Genomic DNA, 16,294 nt, shown 5'->3' on the forward strand with positions numbered 1-16,294 from the left:
ACGCTATTCCTCAGCCGGACCGGTGGTCGGGTTAGGCGCACCCTGCCGACCGTGCCCGTTACGCCGAGCAGGGCACGCGCCGTAACCCGACACAGCACCGCCGCCGTCGGGTTACGCTGCGCTCACCCGACCTGACCACTGACACCGTGCGGGATCTACCGAACCCTCGGAATGCGACCATAGGCACGTGTCATGAGAAGGTCGGGAACCGCCCGTCGGCAAACAGCGGCGGCTGCAGGCGAGACCAGTTGGACGCGAACTGGAAGGTATCGAGATCGGTGAAGGTCTGTCCGATCGCCTGCATGCCTGCGGGCATCCGCTCCTCGACGATCCCGAGTGGGACATCGACAATCGGGTAGCGGTTGAGGAGGTTCCACGGCCAGGTCAGCGCATAGTCCAGCCCGCAGCCTTCCATCAGGGGCACATTTCTTTCCTTGCTCTTGAACATGTCGGCACCCACGAGGGACGTCGCCATGGTCGGCATGAGCAGGATGCGGTAGCCCTTGCCGAATACGCGCTGCTGAATCTGCTGATGCCAGCGCGCCACCAACGCCTCGGCTTCTTCAGCCTGATGCGGCCCGATGGGTGTGCCGGCAACCTGGTCGAGGATTTCGCTCATATAGGGTGAGAGCTGTTCGCGATGGGCGTTCGCGATATCGATGATGACGCCGATGGAGGTCGCCATCAGACCATGAGAAAAAGTGTTGAAGTCTTTCTTCGAGAAGCCGCAGTCGACTTCGTCCACGACGCAGCCGGCGGCGCGGAGCACCTCGATGCCTCTCAGCATCGCGTCTTTCATCGCCAGCGTGACCGTGGCGATGTTTGCGCCCCAGTCCACGGCAATACGCCACCCCGAAAGGTCCGGGTATTGGGCAGGATAATCGAGACGCGGCCGGATGGCGGACATGCTCTTCTCGGAGGGACCGACTATGACGTTCTGGAAATGAACCAGGTCGTCAAAGCGCCTGGCCAGCGGACCGTGGGTCCACATGGGAACTTCCCCGCTCGCCACCCGCCCGTGCGTCGGCCGGTAGCCATAGACACCGTTTTGCGAGGCGGGAAGGCGGATCGAGCCACCCATGTCCGACCCTGTGGCGAGCGTCGCGAAGCCTGCGGCAAGCGCCGCTCCCGATCCCGCCGAAGACCCGCCGGGGGAGTATTCAAGGTTCCACGGAGTACGGGTCGTGCCAAAGGCACGGGTGGAAGCGCCGACGAAAAGATAGAACTCCGGCACGGTCGTCTGGAACGGCATGACGGCGCCGGCCGCCTCGAGCATATCGACGATGGCCGCGTTTTCCGTTGCCGGCGGCGAGTCCTTGAAGAGGAGCGAGCCCTGGGTCGTTTTCCAGCCCACCCGGCTGCAATCGTCCTTGAGGGCGACCGTAATCCCTTCCAGCGGTCTCGCCTCGCCGCTCCGGTAGCGCGCTTCGGACGCGCGGGCTTCCTTCATCGCCTGATCGAAATGTTCGTAGGTGATGCAGTTGACCTTCGGGTTGAGCGCTTCGACCCGCTTGATCTGCGCCTTCAGCAGATCGACCGGCGAGGCCTTCCCGGCCTGGAACATGGCCTTGAGCTCGTCGACCGACGCATAGCAGAGCGGGTCGGCGGGTACGGCTTCCGCGGCTGGCAGATCGGATGCCGCCGCCGGGAGGCCAGACTTCATCACGAACGGCGCTGCAAGCAGCCAAGCGGCAAAAGTCCGCCGATCCATTTTCATGCCTTCTGTTAGATTTCCTTTTAGGCATTCATCATCGCCACTTGCGCCACTCGGGCCATCCCGATGCTCATCCCGGTCAGACGCAGGCATATTCAGGTTAGGTGCTGTTCTGGTATTGATCGTTTTCATCATATTTTCCCCCTATATCCCGTTACGACGGGTGATCTTGCCGTTCATCATGGTGAAGCAGAGTCAATGCATAAAAAGCGATTGGCCAACTCTCATCCTTTAGATTGGTCGGGATTGCGCACAGGCGGTACAGTTTCGTCCATTGTTCTTGGCATCGTAAAGCGCTTTATCGCTTGCCTGAATCAAATAATCGAACGAAAAATTATTCGTTATGGATTGGGCGAGACCGATGCTGACTGTTGACTGAACAAACTGGCAATCCGACAGGGCGACTTTGGTTATAGCCCAGTTTTTGCGCAATCGCTCGACAACGCGGAACCCTTCTTCAAGCTGAGTCTCCGGTAGTAGAACGATAAATTCCTCGCCTCCATAGCGAAAGCAAACGTCGCCACATCGCAATATCTTTTTCATTAGGTCGGAGAATGCCTTCAGCACCAGATCGCCGCTGGCATGACCATATTTGTCGTTTAAACCCTTGAAATGATCCAAGTCGATAATCGCCAAACAATATGGCCGCTTCTTTCTTTCGCTGTCTTTGTGTAGTGTTTCAAATCGAGCCATACCCTCGCGGCGGTTTAGCAGGCCAGTCAGCTCGTCAGTAGATGCCAGTCTGACCAAGGCGTTCTCCAGCCTCTTGTTCTCGGTAATATCAAAAACCGCACCAAGAAAACCTATCGCGGCACCGGATGAGTCAGTGAATGTCTGTTTGTGGAACTGCACGTCGTAGTGAACCCCTCCAGAAGAGGTGATTCTCGCTTCATAAATCTGTAATCCACCCCGATCAAGCAACTCCTTGTCTTTGTAAAAAAATACATCAGCCTCGTCCTTGCTCCATATGTCGTATACGGTTTTTCCAATGATTTGCTCACGACTAAAGGATAAGAAATTCTTAAAAGCCATGTTGCAGTCGATATACCGTCCTGCTCTGTCTTTCACGAACAAAGGGATTGGAACCATGTCTATAATAAGATCGAGAAGATCACGATTGGAATTGATAAAGCCGAGAATATCTTTGTTCATGAAAAATCCAGAGTCGGCGCAGACAACCTGTAGCGGTCGAGTTGAGAAATCAGGCATACGACCGGATCGCGCGCCCCGCGCCGCCGCCGATCAGTTCGCCGGCTTGAGCGTCAAATAGCTCACGCCCCCCCGCGATGCCGAGCCCCTTGCTCTTCTCCAGTGTCAGTGGTTGCAGGGTCAGATTCGCCTGACCGCCACCGGCCAGCGCCCCGCCCCCACCGTCGATGCCGAGCCCTTGCCGCCCACGAACTGACCGGCGGGAGCCCGGCGCCGGGTGTCGTATCCTGCGAGGCCGCGAGAACGGTGTAGACCAGTTTGTTCTCGCGCTTCCAGTTCAGATCGACACCCAGCCCGATCGCGGTCTCGCCGATTTAGTGCTCCACCTTCCCGTTGTTGTCGTTGAGCTCGGAATCGACCGCGACCTTGGAGGCCACGATCAGATTCTTCTGCTTGATCTCAACATCGACCAGGAACTGGTAGCCACGGTTGCGGATTGCGCGCAGCGGGAGTTCCACCCCCGCGGCATCCCACACCGCCTTGCGCAACTGGTGGATTTGCGTATCCAGCCGACGCTGGTCGTATTGCAGGAAATCTTCGCCCAACGCGGCGACGATGCAGCGGCGATCCACCGGCTTGCCACCGCCGCCCGCAATCGCCGCCAGGACGACGGTGCCGTGCGTCGTGAGCGCCACCGGGGCCTTGCCGGGTGGGATCAGTTCGCCCCGGACCGCGTCCAGTACCCAGCGCAGGCTGACGCCGCCGGTGTCGAGACGGCGCGCCAGGGCGGCCACGACCGCGGAAAGCTCTTCCAGTTCGATGGGTTTGGTCAGGTAATAGTCGGCACCGACGACGAGACCGCGTACCTTGTCGCCAGTCCTGGAGCGCGCGGAGATGACCACGATGCCCAGGCGCTTTCCCTGGCCGCGCAGTCCGTCGATCAGGTCGATGCCGTCGCCGTCCGGCAAGCCGAGATCCACCAGTGCAATCAGGTGGTTGGCGGGCGAGAAGGTCGTGTGGAACTCGGCCGCCGAGCCGACGGCGTCGACCATGTGCCCCTGCTCGGCCAGGTAGCCGGCGAGTTCATGGCGCAAGATGGGTTCGTCTTCGAGTAGGATCAGATGGGCCATAACGTCGAGTATAGAGGGCGGCCGAGGCGCGAATCTGAGGAAATCTGAGCGCGGCGGTCCTGCATCCTATTGACTGATAGAATGCGCGCCCATGCCGCTTCGCCTGCTTTGCCTCCTGTGGTTGGCTTTGGTCTCGGTTCACGCCTGGGCGCAGACGCCGCTTGTCCTTTCGCCGGAGATGACACGTGCCGATCTGGCGCCCCATCTGAGTCTCCTGCGGGATGCGGGCGGAGCGATGGGCGTGGCGGACGTGGCGGGTTCACCCGGTTGGCAGGCGTTGCGCGGCGCTTTCAATCGGGGATTCACCCAGGAGGCGCTGTGGCTGCGCGTGCAGATCGAACGTCCCGCCGGCAGCCCGCGCGAATGGATCCTGGAGGTCAATAACGCGGTCCTCGATGACGTGCGGCTGTACCAACGCACCGCGGCCGGCACCTGGGAAGAGCACCGCGCCGGAGAAGACATCCCCCGCGACCAGTGGGACCTGCCCTATCGCAATCCGGCCTTTCTCATCGATCTGGCCGAACCGACCCAACAGACCCTGTGGCTGCGCGTCACCTCGCGCAATTCGATCTCGGCGCAGATCACGCTTTGGCGTCCCGCGTTTTTCGGCGAAGCCTCACGCGGCGAGTCGCTGGCTTACGGACTGCTGCTGGGCATCTACCTCACGATCATTACCATTCATCTGTTGTTCTGGCGCTCGACGCGCTCCGTCGTGAACGGCTGGTATGCGCTCTACGTCGTGAATAGCCTTTTCCATATCGTGCTCTCCTTCGGTTTTCTTCAGCAATACACCGGGATGCCGGGACGCATCAGCGATCTGGCGCTGTCGTTACTGATCTGCGTGTCGCTATGGGTGGGGGCGAAGATGAGCGTGGGCGTGCTCGAACTCGCGCCGCGCATGCCGCGCACGGCGCGCTGGCTGGTCCGTTCGATGGCAGCCCTGTCCGCCCTGACCGCGCTGTTGTCGTTGACGGTGAGTTATGTAGCCGGTGTGGCGCCCGCGCAACTTGCGGGGGTCATCGAGGTGGCCGTCCTCATCGTTATTTCTCTGCACCTGCTGAGGGAAGGCTATTCGCCAGCCGCCCTTTTTCTTGCCGCCTTTGGGTTGTATTGCCTCGGCATCGTGCTGCGTGTAGCGCGCAACTTCATGCTGCTGCCGCCCAACTTGCTGACCGACAATAGCTTTCAGATCAGCGCCATCACCCACATGGTGGTCATGAGTCTGGCGATCATGTACCGCTACAAGCGGATCAAAGCCGCCGCGGAGCAGGCCCAGGCAGAGACCTTGCGGCTCAAGATCCAGCGCGCCGAGGAACTGGAGGAGGAAGTGGCCGCGCGTACCCGCTCGCTGACCAGTGAGATCGTGCGGCGCGAGCAACTGGAGACGGAGCTGCGCAGAAGCCTGGAAGTCGAGAGGCTGGCGCGGCAGGAGCAGCGCGACTTCGTGGAGATGGCCTCCCATGAATTCCGCACGCCGCTGACGATCATCGACACCAGCGTCCAGCGCATCGCCAGCAGCGAGCCGTCCGCGGCGACGCAGGAACGCTGCCGCAATATTCGCGAAGCCACGCGTCGCATGATACGGCTGATGGACGAATTCCTGTCATTGGACCGCGTGGATGGCGACTTGGTCAGCTTCACGGCGGTCGATGAGGACGCCGCAGCGATCGTGCGTGGGGCGGCGGCTGAATGGGATCGCGGTTGCATCGACGTCGCCTGCGCCGATTTACCTCAGTGCCTTGCCTGCGACGCCGGTTTGCTGCGCATCGCCTTGCGCAATCTGTTGGCGAACGCCGTGCGTCATTCACCCGAGGGCGTGCCGGTGCAGTTCCACGCACAAGGACGTGTCGACGGAGGTATTGACTTCGCGGTAGCGGACGCGGGAGGCGGCATTCCGGCGGACGAAATGCCGAGACTCTTCCAGAAATACTTCCGTGGCCGTGGCGCGCAAAACAAACCTGGCGCGGGACTCGGGCTCTACTTGGTGGAGCGCATCGCGAAGCGGCATGGCGGTACGGTCGCCGTGACGAGCAGCGCGACAGGCAGCCGCTTCGTGCTGGCCATTCCGGGCGGGGCGGCCATCAGACGAGAGCAGGTGACTGCCGCACCGGCGCACGTGTCACCTTATCCCGGCTGAGATGAGAGGAAAGGCCAGTAGCCGCTCGGGTTTGGCACCGTTGGACTGAGGTTCCCTCAGTTTTGAGACCGACCCGCAGTTCCTCGCGCTATGGGAACGGATCCGGGCACGCACCCGCTATAGCGTGGCCTACAGGACCAGCGAGCTGGATTGCTGTACCCCCAAGCCACGCCGGAGCAGATCCAAAATTTCAGCGTGACGGTGCGTAACCGCGACCAGTCGCCCGTTGCGCCGCTCGCCAGCACCAACGGCTCTTATTGTTAAAGGCCGCGTCTGTGTGGCGCAGACGATCCCGCCACCAACCGGAAACGCGCATTGATCCGCGCCCTCTGGCATCGCCGCATCCCCAGCCATGGCTCTGGGCTATAATCCCGCCGTCACAGCAATCTGCAAGCCCCTTTGTTGACCGGCTCGTCTGAGGCGAGCGGAGTGGAATTTGGAACCAAAACCGAATCGCGCGCGGATTTCCCCGCCACCGGTGCGCCCCGCTGCCTCCTATCGCTCGACCGCCCCGCGCCAGACCGCCGCCGATCCTCCGGCCAGGCACAAGCCTAAACCCAAGCCGTCGACACGTCGGCCAGCGTCGCGCGCGCCACGTTCGGTGCTGGGCTGGCTGGGCCATTTTCTCGGCAGCGCACTGGGCGTGCCCTTGCAGCTCCTGATGCTGGGTCTGCTGGGCGGGGGTGTATTCGTTCATGTGGCGCTCCCGGAGTTGCCCGATGTGCAGAGCCTGCGCTCGGTGCAATTGCAAGCGCCTTTGCAGGTCTTCAGCGCGGATGGGGCGCTGATCTCCGAATTCGGCGTCGAGCGCCGTCAGCCGGTGGCGATCGGCGAGATTCCGCCGCTGGTGATTCAGGCCTTTCTCGCCACCGAGGACAGCCGCTTCTTCGAGCATGGCGGCGTCGATACCATCGGCATGGGCCGCGCGCTCATGAGTTATCTCGCGACGGGCGAAAAAGCTCAGGGTGCCAGCACCATCACCATGCAGGTCACGCGCAATTTCTTTCTCACCCCGGAGAAGACCTTTCGGCGCAAGCTGATGGAGGTGCTGCTGACCCTGCATGTGGAGCAGACCCTGACCAAGGACGAGATCCTCGAACTCTATCTGAATCAGATCTTTTTCGGCCATCGCGCCTACGGCATCTCGGCTGCCGCTTCGCTCTATTACGACAAGAGTCTGAACGAACTGACGGTGGCTGAGGCGGCGATGCTGGCCGGTATCCCCAAGGCGCCATCCATCAATAATCCGGTGACCAATCCGGCGCGGGCGCTGGAACGGCGCAATTACATCCTCGGACGTATGCGCGAACTCGGTTATATCGACGCGGAGCAATACGAGCGCGCCATCGCTGCACCCGATACCGGGCGTCTGCACCGTCGCCAGTCCGAGCTGGATGCCGGTTATGTGGCCGAGATGGCGCGGGCCGAGATCGCCCGCTTTTATGGTGAGGCGGCGGTCAGTCAGGGTTATCGCGTGATCACGACCATCGAGTCCTGGCTGCAGAACGCTGCGCAGGACGCCCTGCGCACGGCCCTGCGTCAGTATGACCAGCGTCATGGTTATCGCGGCCCCGAGGCGACACTGAAACTGGCCGGCTTGTCTGACCTGGAGCTGGACGACTATCTGGCGGGCGTGACCCGTATTCCGGATCTGCAACCGGGACTGGTGACTCGGGTGAAGGCAGGGGTGGCGGAGGTGTACCTGGGGCAGGGGCAGCGCATCGACCTGACGTCGAGCCAGATGTCCTGGGCGCGCAATCAACGGGATCTCGCCAACTGGCGCGGTTCGCGACGCAAGTCAGCGGACGTGGTGCTCCCCGGTGATCTGATTCGTCTCAAGCGGACTGAGGATGGCGGCCTGGAATTGAGCCAGATTCCCCGCGTGGCGGGTGCGCTGGTGTCCATCGCCCCGCGCGACGGTGCGGTGCGCGCGCTGGTCGGCGGTTACAGCTTCAACGAAACCAAATTCAACCGGGCGGTGGACATGCGTCGCCAGCCCGGCTCCAGTTTCAAACCCTTCATCTATGCCGCTGCGCTCAATCAGGGCTGGACCCCGGCCAGTCTGCTCAGAGACCAGGCGGTCAAGCTCGACACCAAGGAACGCTGGAATCCACAGAATTTCGACCACAAGGAGATGGGACCCATCCGTCTGCGCAAGGCGCTGGCGCTCTCGCGCAATCTTGCGACCATCAATCTCCTGCAAAGCGTGGGGCTTGATGAGGCGCAGGATTACATCCGCCGTTTCGGTTTCGGCGATGACGCCATGCCGCGCGGTCTGTCGATGGCGCTTGGCAGCGGCGCGCTTTCGCCGGTGAAACTCGCTGAGGGCTATGCGGTCTTCGCCAACGGCGGCTATCGCGTCATCCCCTATTTCATTCAGCGCATTGAGGATGTCAACGGAAGGGTGCTCTTCGATGCCAGTCCCCTGCAGGCGTGCGCTGACTGCTGGTATCGCTTTGGCGAGACGGCAGCCACCACGCAGGGCATCCAGTCGGACGGACTTGCCGAGCGTGTGATTGATCCGCGCACGGCCTATCAGATGACCTCGCTGCTGCGCGAGGTCATTGATGCCGGAACCGGTACGCGCGCCAAGGCGCTGAACCGCACGGATGTCGTCGGCAAGACCGGCACCACCAACGATGTGCGCGATTCCTGGTTCGCCGGCTATCAGGCAAACTTTGTCACCATCGCCTGGATGGGTCACGACGATTTCGGCAAACTCGGTCGGGGCGAGGAGGGCGGCAAAGCCGCCCTGGGGATGTGGGTCGATTTCATGGCCGCCGCGCTCAAGGATCAGCCCGTCGCCACACTGGATCCGCCGCCCGGACTGGTCGAGGTCCGCATTGATCCGAGCCGTGGTGTCGAGACCACATCCAAGGGCGGCATCCTGGAGATGGTGCAGGAGGAATACCGCGACATGCTGCTTGGCCCGCAACCGGTGCGAGTTGCCAGCCCGGAAACCGGGGCCCGACGCCAGGAGAACACGGCGACCGTCAAACGCTCGACGCCACGGGTGATGGACGATCTTTTTTAACGCGAGATCTTTTTATTTCGATGCGCTTCAAGACGCGCTGATTTGCAAGCTTGCAAGTAGGGCATGAGTGAGCGGCGGATCTGGCTGCCACGTAACCGAAGCCTGTAGGAAGCGCGCCGTGATCCGGCGCGCCTATATTTGAATATTTCAACGCGACTGCATTGCTACTAGCATGGTCCAGTGTATCCTAGCTTCGTTTTCTTAAATGACAAGGTATAAAATGTCCCATCCTTCACTCCGTAAAGAATGTTGTTTATGCAGGCTCCGCTGACTGTGGATTTTGCATTCCCCCATGATTTAAGGGTGTAGGTGAAATCGCCATTTGGTTTGATATTCAGGCCAAGTAAATCTTCATTCTTCACAGAAAAATTCTGCATTATAGGAACGTGAATGCCGCCTGGAGGCGTGGTGCCAATGTCATAGCTGCGGTCGCTAAATTGCTGGTTCGCGTCACCTTCAAGAAAATAACTGATTACTGGGATAGTCTTTTTTTTCTTATAGAGTATGCCGGAAGCATACGAAACATATTTCATATCATTCCGGTTGGTGGCCATTTCGACGCTTATCGTGTTGTAATGTTTGTTGCATGACGCAGGAGGCATCTGTGCATAAGCAATTAAATTACTCATTAGCGCCTGGCATGTTGCGTCAGCGAAAGAGTTTGCGGAAAACAGGAAAAGGCTGGAGACTAAAGCAACGGTCATTTTTTTCATGGCAATCCCCTTGAACGAAACTGAATAAAAGTAAAGAGCATTAGATACCTTGTCAGTCACTGCTCTACTGCTCTACATTCTGAGATTCGAGAGACCGCTCTGAGCGCTCATTTTAAGTCGATCTATAACCTCCTGAATGTGTAGATCACCCTTCCAGAAGGAAGGATTTTGAGTTATGTAGATGCTGATCTTACGTCAGCAACGGTAAATGCATACAGATGTATGCAATGTTCTTCGACTTTGTTCGTTCGGGTGGGGTTGTCCCAAAATTTCTTCCCCTAAAAGATAGCAGTATTTCTGAGTTCTGCTATCTGCTGCTTCAAGTTCTGACGACAGATTAGGCTTCACCGGCTGGGTTACGACGCTGCCCGAAACCCGCCCATGCAACAACGAATCCTTTAGGTTTGGCTGTAGATTTTTACGTGATGCTTTCAGCTGTAGGCCGGCGCAAACGCCTGTTCGGGATTCTCCACCGGCCCGTTTTCGCCCCAATAGGGCGAGAGCTTGCGCAGTTGGGCGACGATGGGCGGAATGGCGGCGATGACCCGCTCGACCTCATCCAGGGTGTTGTAACGCGAGAGCGAGAAACGGGTGGTGCCATGCGCCGCCGTGTAGGGGATGCCCATGGCGCGCATGACGTGCGAAGGCTCCAGCGAGCCGGAGGTGCAGGCCGAACCGCTCGACGCCGCGATGCCGAGCTTGTTCAGCAGCAGCAGGATGGACTCCCCCTCGATGTACTCGAAGGCGATATTGCTGGTGTTGGGCAGCCGGTTGTCGGGATCGCCGGTGACGAAACTATTGGGCACGGCGGCGAGGATGCCCTGCTCCAGCCGGTCGCGCAGCGTGCGAACCTGGGTCTGTTCCTGCTCCAGGTGTTCCAGCGCCATCTCGCACGCCTTGCCGAGCGCAATGATAGCGGCGCTGTTCTCGGTCCCGGCGCGCCGTCCGCGCTCCTGATGACCGCCACGCAGCAGCGGACGGAAGCGGGTGTTACGGCGCAGATAGAGCACCCCGATGCCCTTGGGCGCGTGCAGCTTGTGCCCGGACAGCGACAGCATATCGATCGCGGTGCGTTTAAGATCGATTGGCAGCTTGCCGACCGCCTGCACCGCGTCGGTGTGGAAGAGCACGCCGGCTGATTTCGCCAGCTCGGCCATTTCCTCGACCGGAAAGAGGGTGCCGGTCTCATTGTTGGCCCACATCACCGAGACGATGGCGACCCGCTCCGACAGCAGCGCCTGATAGGCGTGCAGATCCAGCCGCCCTTTACCATCGACCGGCAGGCGGTGGATGGTGTAGCCCTCTTTCTCCAATTGCTCGCAGAGCGCCAGAATCGCCGGATGCTCGACGACGGTGGTGATGATCTCCCTGCGCTCCGGCTGGGTACGGATGGCTGACAGGATGGCGGTGGAGTCGGACTCCGTCCCGCAGGAGGTGAAGACGATTTCCGAATCGTGCTCCGCGCCGAGCAGCGCCTGAACCTGTGCCCGCGCCTGCTTGATCGCCACCCCGACCCGGTTGCCGAACTGGTGGATCGACGAGGGATTGCCAAACTGCTCGGTGAAATAGGGCAGCATGGCCGCGACGACCTCGGGCGCGACCATGGTGGTGGCGTTGTTGTCGAAATAGATGCCCTGGGTGAGAGTGGTCATGACGTTCGCCTCGTCTTGTGCGCCAATCGAAAAAGCTCGAACTCAGGTCAGGATCAGCCGTTCAGCCGCTTCGCCGCGACCGGCAGCACCCGTACGAATTCGCCCAGATCCTCGACGATGCGCTCTTGGATACCCTCCAGGGTAACGGACGCCATCTGACAGCCGACGCAGGCGCCTTTCATGTTCACATAGACATTCTTGCCATCGACATCGACCAGTTCCACATCGCCGTGATCGCGTTTCAGGTTCGGGCGGATGCTCTCGATGACGTTTTCGATGCGACGGATACGCTCCAGATTGGTCAGCTTGCCGCGCGCCGGTGCGGGCGCCGTGGCCGCACTGCCGGGCGCGAAGGTCTGGCCCGATTCGGCCAGCACACGGGTCAGGATCTCTTCGACCCCTTCATGACAGGCGGAGCAGCCGCCGCCGGCCTTGGTGTAGTTGACGACTTCCTCAACCGTGGTCAGGTTGTTGGAGCGGATGGTGTTCTCGACCAGCTTGGAATCGACCGCGAAGCACTTGCAGACCATGGCGCCTTCCTCATGGTCGTCCTTCCACTCCTCGCCGCGATAGTTGGCGACGGCGGCCTGAAGCGCCTCGCGTCCCATGACGGAACAGTGCATCTTCTCGGGCGGCAGACCGTCAAGATAATCGGCGATGTCCTGATTGCTGACCAGGAGTGCCTGATCGAGCGTCATGCCTTTGATGATCTCGGTCAGGGCTGAACTGGAGGCGATGGCGGAGCCACAGCCGAAGGTCTGAAAGCCGGCTTCGAGGATGACCTCGCTCGCCGGATCGACCTTCAGGGTCAGACGCAGCGCGTCACCGCAGGACAGCGACCCGATGTCGCCCACCGCATTGGCGTCCTGCACCGCCCCGGCGTTGCGGGGGCTGAAGAAATGTTCCTGAACCTTGTCCGAATAATCCCACATGGCTTGTCTCCAGCGTCGTTGGCTTGGGCGCGCGGATCGGATCCGGCGCATGGCTTACGTCTTGCTTGATTCTTGAAGTAGACTTCAGCAAACCTTATGCCATGCTGGTCAGCGTTGAAAAATCGCTGATTTATAAGGTCATTTTCAAAAATAGACCAGTTCCTTTGTCATATCTGAAACAGGTGGCCGAGGGTTCGCTGGTGATAAACCCGACAACAGGAGTCCGCCATGGAAGCCAACCAAACACATAACGCTTTACCGCCCGATACCCAGCCGGGCGATCTGGTCTATGCCCTGATCGACATCCATAACGATGGTGGCATCCCCGATCTGCCTGAGCATGCACTCATCGCCAGCGCCGGGACGCGGGGCGTGATCGTCAATATCGGTCATCTGGAAGAGAGCCCGGACCGGGAACTCTTTCTGGTGCGCTTCGAGGGCGCGGATCTGGTACTGGGTCCGCCGACCGGATGCTGGGCGGAGGAACTGAGCCTGAACACGCCTGCCTGAAGTCCGAAGCCGGCTGGCAGGGGCCAGCCGGTCTGCGTTGTTTTGTTCCCTTATTCTTCCCTCATTTGACGGTATGCTGATTGCCATCCGCTGGTTAAAACGCTTGGAGTATTTGGCGCATGACACAACAGGGAAGTCTTCCCGATTCCGCTATCGCGCAACAGATCGATCTGACTGGACGCCCGGCATCTCATCGCCGCCGCTGGCTCTGGTTTGCCGGTCTGACAGTCCTGGGGCTGGTGCTGGCGGCGGTCGCTTTCATGTCAACGCGGCCAGCGGATCGGGCTAGTTTCAAGACGGCGGAAGTGAAGCGTGGCGAGCTGACGATCAGGGTCACGGCGACCGGGCAGTTGCAGCCAGTGACGCAGGTGGACGTGGGAACCGAGGTCTCGGGCACCATCCAGGCGGTCGAAGTCGATTTCAATGATCGGGTCAAGCAGGGACAGGTGCTGGCGCGGCTGGATCCTGATCAATCTCAAGCCAAGGAACGGCAGTCGGCGGCGGCGCTGGAACTGGCGAAGGCGCAGGTCGATGAGGCCCAGGCGACGGTCAACGAGACCGCCAACAAGCTGCGTCGCACGACCGACCTGATGGGCAGACGTCTGGCCTCGCCAGAGGAGCTCGACACGGCTTCCGCCGCCGCCGAACGCGCGGCCGCCGCGTTGGCGGTCGCCCGCGCCAAGGTCGATCAGGCACAGGCGCAGCTCGACGCCGACCGTCGCACCCTCCACAAGACAACCATTCGCTCGCCCATCGATGGCATCGTGCTCAAACGCGATGTGGAGCCGGGACAGACCGTCGCCGCCTCGCTCCAGACGCCGGTGCTCTTCACGCTGGCAGAGAATCTCACCCAGATGGAACTCAAGGTCGCGGTGGACGAGGCCGATGTTGGTCAGGTCAACGAAGGGCAGAAGGCCATTTTTACGGTCGATGCCTATCCGGCCCGCACCTTTCCGGCGACCATCACTCAGGTGCGTTTCGCTCCCGAAACGGTCAATGGCGTAGTGACCTTCGGCGCGCTGCTGGCAGTCGATAACGTCGATCTGTCGCTGCGTCCGGGGATGACGGCGACGGCTGAGATCCTGGTGCATGAGGAAGACGATCTGCTCCTGGTTCCCAATACCGCGCTGCGCTTCACACCGCCTCAAGCCAGATCCGAGCAGGCCGGTCCCAATCTGTTGGGCATGCTGCTGCCGCGTCCTCCCCGTTCGCCCAAGCGTCAGCCGGAAGCGGGCGCCCGCACTGGCAAATCGGGGCGGGTCTGGATCCTGCGCGATGGCGAGCCGACCGCAGTCGAGATCAAAACCGGGCTGACCGATGGCGTCGTGACCCAGGTGCTCGGCGATGGGCTCGCGCCCGGCGTGCAGGTGCTGGTGGATGTGGAGCGGGCAGGGCGCAAGTCGTGATGGCGGCGGATGATGCGACATCGACCGGCGAGCCGGCCCCGCTGATCGAATTCCGAGCGGTAACGAAGATCTATGGCGCCGGTCTGGCGGCGGTCAGCGCGCTGGATGGAGTGGATCTGGTGATTCAGCAGGGCGAGTTTGTCGCCGTGATGGGTCCGAGCGGGTCCGGCAAATCCACCGCCATGAACATCCTTGGCTGTCTGGATACGCCCAGCGCCGGTTCCTATCGCTTTCGCGGGATCCCGGTGGAGTCGCTCGACCGCAATCAGCGCGCGCGATTGCGGCGCCATTATCTCGGCTTCGTCTTCCAGGGTTTCAATCTGCTCAACCGCACCACGGCGCTGGAAAACGTCGAACTGCCGTTGATCTATCGGCACACGCCCCGCGCCGAACGTCACGCCCGCGCGCGTCAGGCGCTGGATCTGGTCGGCCTCACCGGCTGGGAGCGCCACACGCCCGGCGAGCTGTCCGGCGGTCAGCAGCAGCGCGTCGCCATCGCCCGCGCCATCGTCACCCAGCCCAGTCTCCTGCTGGCGGACGAACCCACCGGCAATCTCGACACCGCCCGCAGCCATGAAATCATGGAACTGCTGGCCGGTCTCAACCGCGAGCAGGGGATTACCGTCCTCATGGTCACTCACGAGCCCGACATGGCCGAATACGCCCATCGGGTCATTCATTTTCGGGATGGGCGGATTTCGGACGCATAAATGATCTGGAACGCTTTTCTTCTCGCCCTGCGCGAGATCCGTCGCAACGTGCTGCGCTCGGTGCTCACGATCCTGGGCATCGTCATTGGTGTCGCAGCGGTCATCGTCATGGTGACGCTGGGCGATGGCGCGACCCGTCAGGTGACGACCCAGATCGAAAGTCTGGGCACCAATCTGCTGATGATCCGCGTGGGTCAGCACATGGGGCCGGGACAAAGCTCGAACGCGCCACCCTTCAGTCTGGCGGACACCGTGGCGGTCGGGCGCGATGTCCCGTCAGTGCGCGCCGTTGCGCCCTCGGCCAGTCAGTCGATGATCGCCATCGTCGGCAACAGCAACTGGTCGACCTCTGTGACCGGCACCGATAACGCCTTTTTCAGCGTGCGCAACTGGACGCTCGAATCCGGTCGGCTCTTCAGCGACGGTGATCTCCAGGGCGGACGCTCGGTGTGCGTGATCGGCGCGACGGTGCGCAAGGAACTCTTCGGTGCGCTCGATCCCATCGGCGAGAAGATCCGGCTCAAGAGCATGGCCTGTCAGGTGATTGGACTCTTGCAGAGCAAGGGCCAGAGCAGCATGGGCTCGGATCAGGACGATCTGGTGCTGATGCCGCTGCGCACCTTCCAGCGACGCATCGCCGGGAATCAGGACGTGAGCCTGATCCAGGTCTCGATCCGCGACGGCGAATCCACTGACAGCGCCAAGGGCGATCTGGAACGTCTGCTGCGCGAACGCCGCCATATCCGGCCCGGCGAACAGGATGATTTCAGCGTGCGCGACATGAAGGAGATCGCCAGCATGCTGACCGGCACCACGCAGGTGCTGACGGCGCTGCTGACGGCGGTGGCGGCGGTGAGTCTGCTGGTGGGCGGGATCGGCATCATGAACATCATGCTGGTCTCGGTGACCGAGCGCACCCGCGAGATTGGTATCCGGCTCGCCATCGGTGCGCTGGAGCGCGAGGTTTTGACCCAGTTTCTGGTCGAGGCGGTGGCGTTGTCCTCGCTTGGCGGCATCCTCGGCATTCTGCTTGCCATCGGCGCCTCGCTGGGGCTCGCCCCGCTGCTCAATGTCCCCTTTGTTTTCAATGGCGGCATCGTGCTGCTGGCCTTCTGTTTTTCCGCCGCAGTTGGCGTGATCTTCGGCTATTTCCCGGCGCGGCGCGCGGCGCGTCTGGATCCGATTGAGGCGCTGCGGCGGGAGTAGC

The 16,294-nt window shown here is 61.2% G+C and carries 12 protein-coding genes; 6 read left to right on the forward strand and 6 right to left on the reverse strand.

Annotation, left to right across the window (positions count from 1 at the left end; all coding sequences use genetic code 11):
• Nucleotides 1–190: 190 nt before the first annotated feature.
• The 3 genes from EDC35_RS09150 to EDC35_RS09160 all read right to left on the reverse strand — a co-directional run bounded on the left by EDC35_RS09150 (nt 191) and on the right by EDC35_RS09160 (nt 3,993).
• The gene (locus EDC35_RS09150; protein WP_165903387.1) at nt 191–1,717 is read right to left on the reverse strand and encodes an amidase; all 1,527 of its coding nucleotides are present in this window, start codon (nt 1,715–1,717) and stop codon (nt 191–193) included.
• Nucleotides 1,718–1,945: 228 nt separating this feature from the next.
• On the reverse strand, nt 1,946–2,866 hold the full coding sequence (locus EDC35_RS09155; RefSeq protein WP_165903388.1) for a GGDEF domain-containing protein: 921 nt from the start codon (nt 2,864–2,866) through the stop codon (nt 1,946–1,948).
• 371 nt (nt 2,867–3,237) lie between these two features.
• A complete protein-coding gene (locus tag EDC35_RS09160; protein ID WP_132976945.1) occupies nt 3,238–3,993 on the reverse strand; it encodes a response regulator transcription factor in 756 nt (251 codons plus the stop codon).
• A 91-nt stretch (nt 3,994–4,084) separates the two neighbouring features.
• On the opposite strand from EDC35_RS09160, the gene EDC35_RS09165 reads away from it, so the two are divergent.
• Nucleotides 4,085–6,130 carry a sensor histidine kinase gene (locus EDC35_RS09165; RefSeq protein ID WP_132976946.1) on the forward strand — a complete coding sequence of 682 codons (2,046 nt, stop codon included), beginning with the start codon at nt 4,085–4,087 and terminating at the stop codon, nt 6,128–6,130.
• A 436-nt stretch (nt 6,131–6,566) separates the two neighbouring features.
• Nucleotides 6,567–9,164, forward strand: coding sequence for a penicillin-binding protein 1A (locus EDC35_RS09170; RefSeq protein ID WP_481557207.1), 2,598 nt, complete (start codon nt 6,567–6,569; stop codon nt 9,162–9,164).
• Nucleotides 9,165–9,331: 167 nt separating this feature from the next.
• On the opposite strand, the gene EDC35_RS09175 is transcribed toward EDC35_RS09170, so the two are convergent.
• The 3 genes from EDC35_RS09175 to nifU all read right to left on the reverse strand — a co-directional run bounded on the left by EDC35_RS09175 (nt 9,332) and on the right by nifU (nt 12,461).
• Nucleotides 9,332–9,877 (reverse strand): hypothetical protein, encoded by a 546-nt coding sequence (locus tag EDC35_RS09175; RefSeq protein ID WP_132976947.1) that lies wholly within the window; start codon nt 9,875–9,877, stop codon nt 9,332–9,334.
• Nucleotides 9,878–10,308: 431 nt separating this feature from the next.
• Nucleotides 10,309–11,529 carry a cysteine desulfurase NifS gene (nifS, locus tag EDC35_RS09180; protein ID WP_132976948.1) on the reverse strand — a complete coding sequence of 407 codons (1,221 nt, stop codon included), beginning with the start codon at nt 11,527–11,529 and terminating at the stop codon, nt 10,309–10,311.
• A 53-nt stretch (nt 11,530–11,582) separates the two neighbouring features.
• Nucleotides 11,583–12,461, reverse strand: a complete 879-nt coding sequence (nifU, locus tag EDC35_RS09185; RefSeq protein ID WP_132976949.1) for a Fe-S cluster assembly protein NifU — start codon at nt 12,459–12,461, stop codon at nt 11,583–11,585.
• A 228-nt stretch (nt 12,462–12,689) separates the two neighbouring features.
• Between nifU and EDC35_RS09190 the strand changes: the two genes are divergently transcribed.
• The 4 genes from EDC35_RS09190 (at nt 12,690) to EDC35_RS09205 (ending at nt 16,293) form a co-directional block, all read left to right on the forward strand.
• Nucleotides 12,690–12,971: a nitrogen fixation protein NifZ gene (locus EDC35_RS09190; RefSeq protein ID WP_132976950.1), complete on the forward strand. Its 282-nt coding sequence runs from the start codon at nt 12,690–12,692 to the stop codon at nt 12,969–12,971.
• 119 nt (nt 12,972–13,090) lie between these two features.
• Nucleotides 13,091–14,377, forward strand: a complete 1,287-nt coding sequence (locus tag EDC35_RS09195) for an efflux RND transporter periplasmic adaptor subunit (RefSeq protein ID WP_132976951.1) — start codon at nt 13,091–13,093, stop codon at nt 14,375–14,377.
• A complete protein-coding gene (locus tag EDC35_RS09200) occupies nt 14,377–15,087 on the forward strand; it encodes an ABC transporter ATP-binding protein (RefSeq protein ID WP_132976952.1) in 711 nt (236 codons plus the stop codon). The genes EDC35_RS09195 and EDC35_RS09200 overlap by 1 nt, the downstream gene beginning before the upstream one ends.
• Nucleotides 15,088–16,293 (forward strand): ABC transporter permease, encoded by a 1,206-nt coding sequence (locus EDC35_RS09205; RefSeq protein WP_132976953.1) that lies wholly within the window; start codon nt 15,088–15,090, stop codon nt 16,291–16,293. It begins immediately after the preceding gene.
• The last annotated feature ends 1 nt before the right edge of the window (nt 16,294 follow it).

The organism is Thiobaca trueperi (assembly GCF_004342175.1).
In the GTDB taxonomy this organism is placed as follows: Bacteria; Pseudomonadota; Gammaproteobacteria; order Chromatiales; family Chromatiaceae; genus Thiobaca; species Thiobaca trueperi.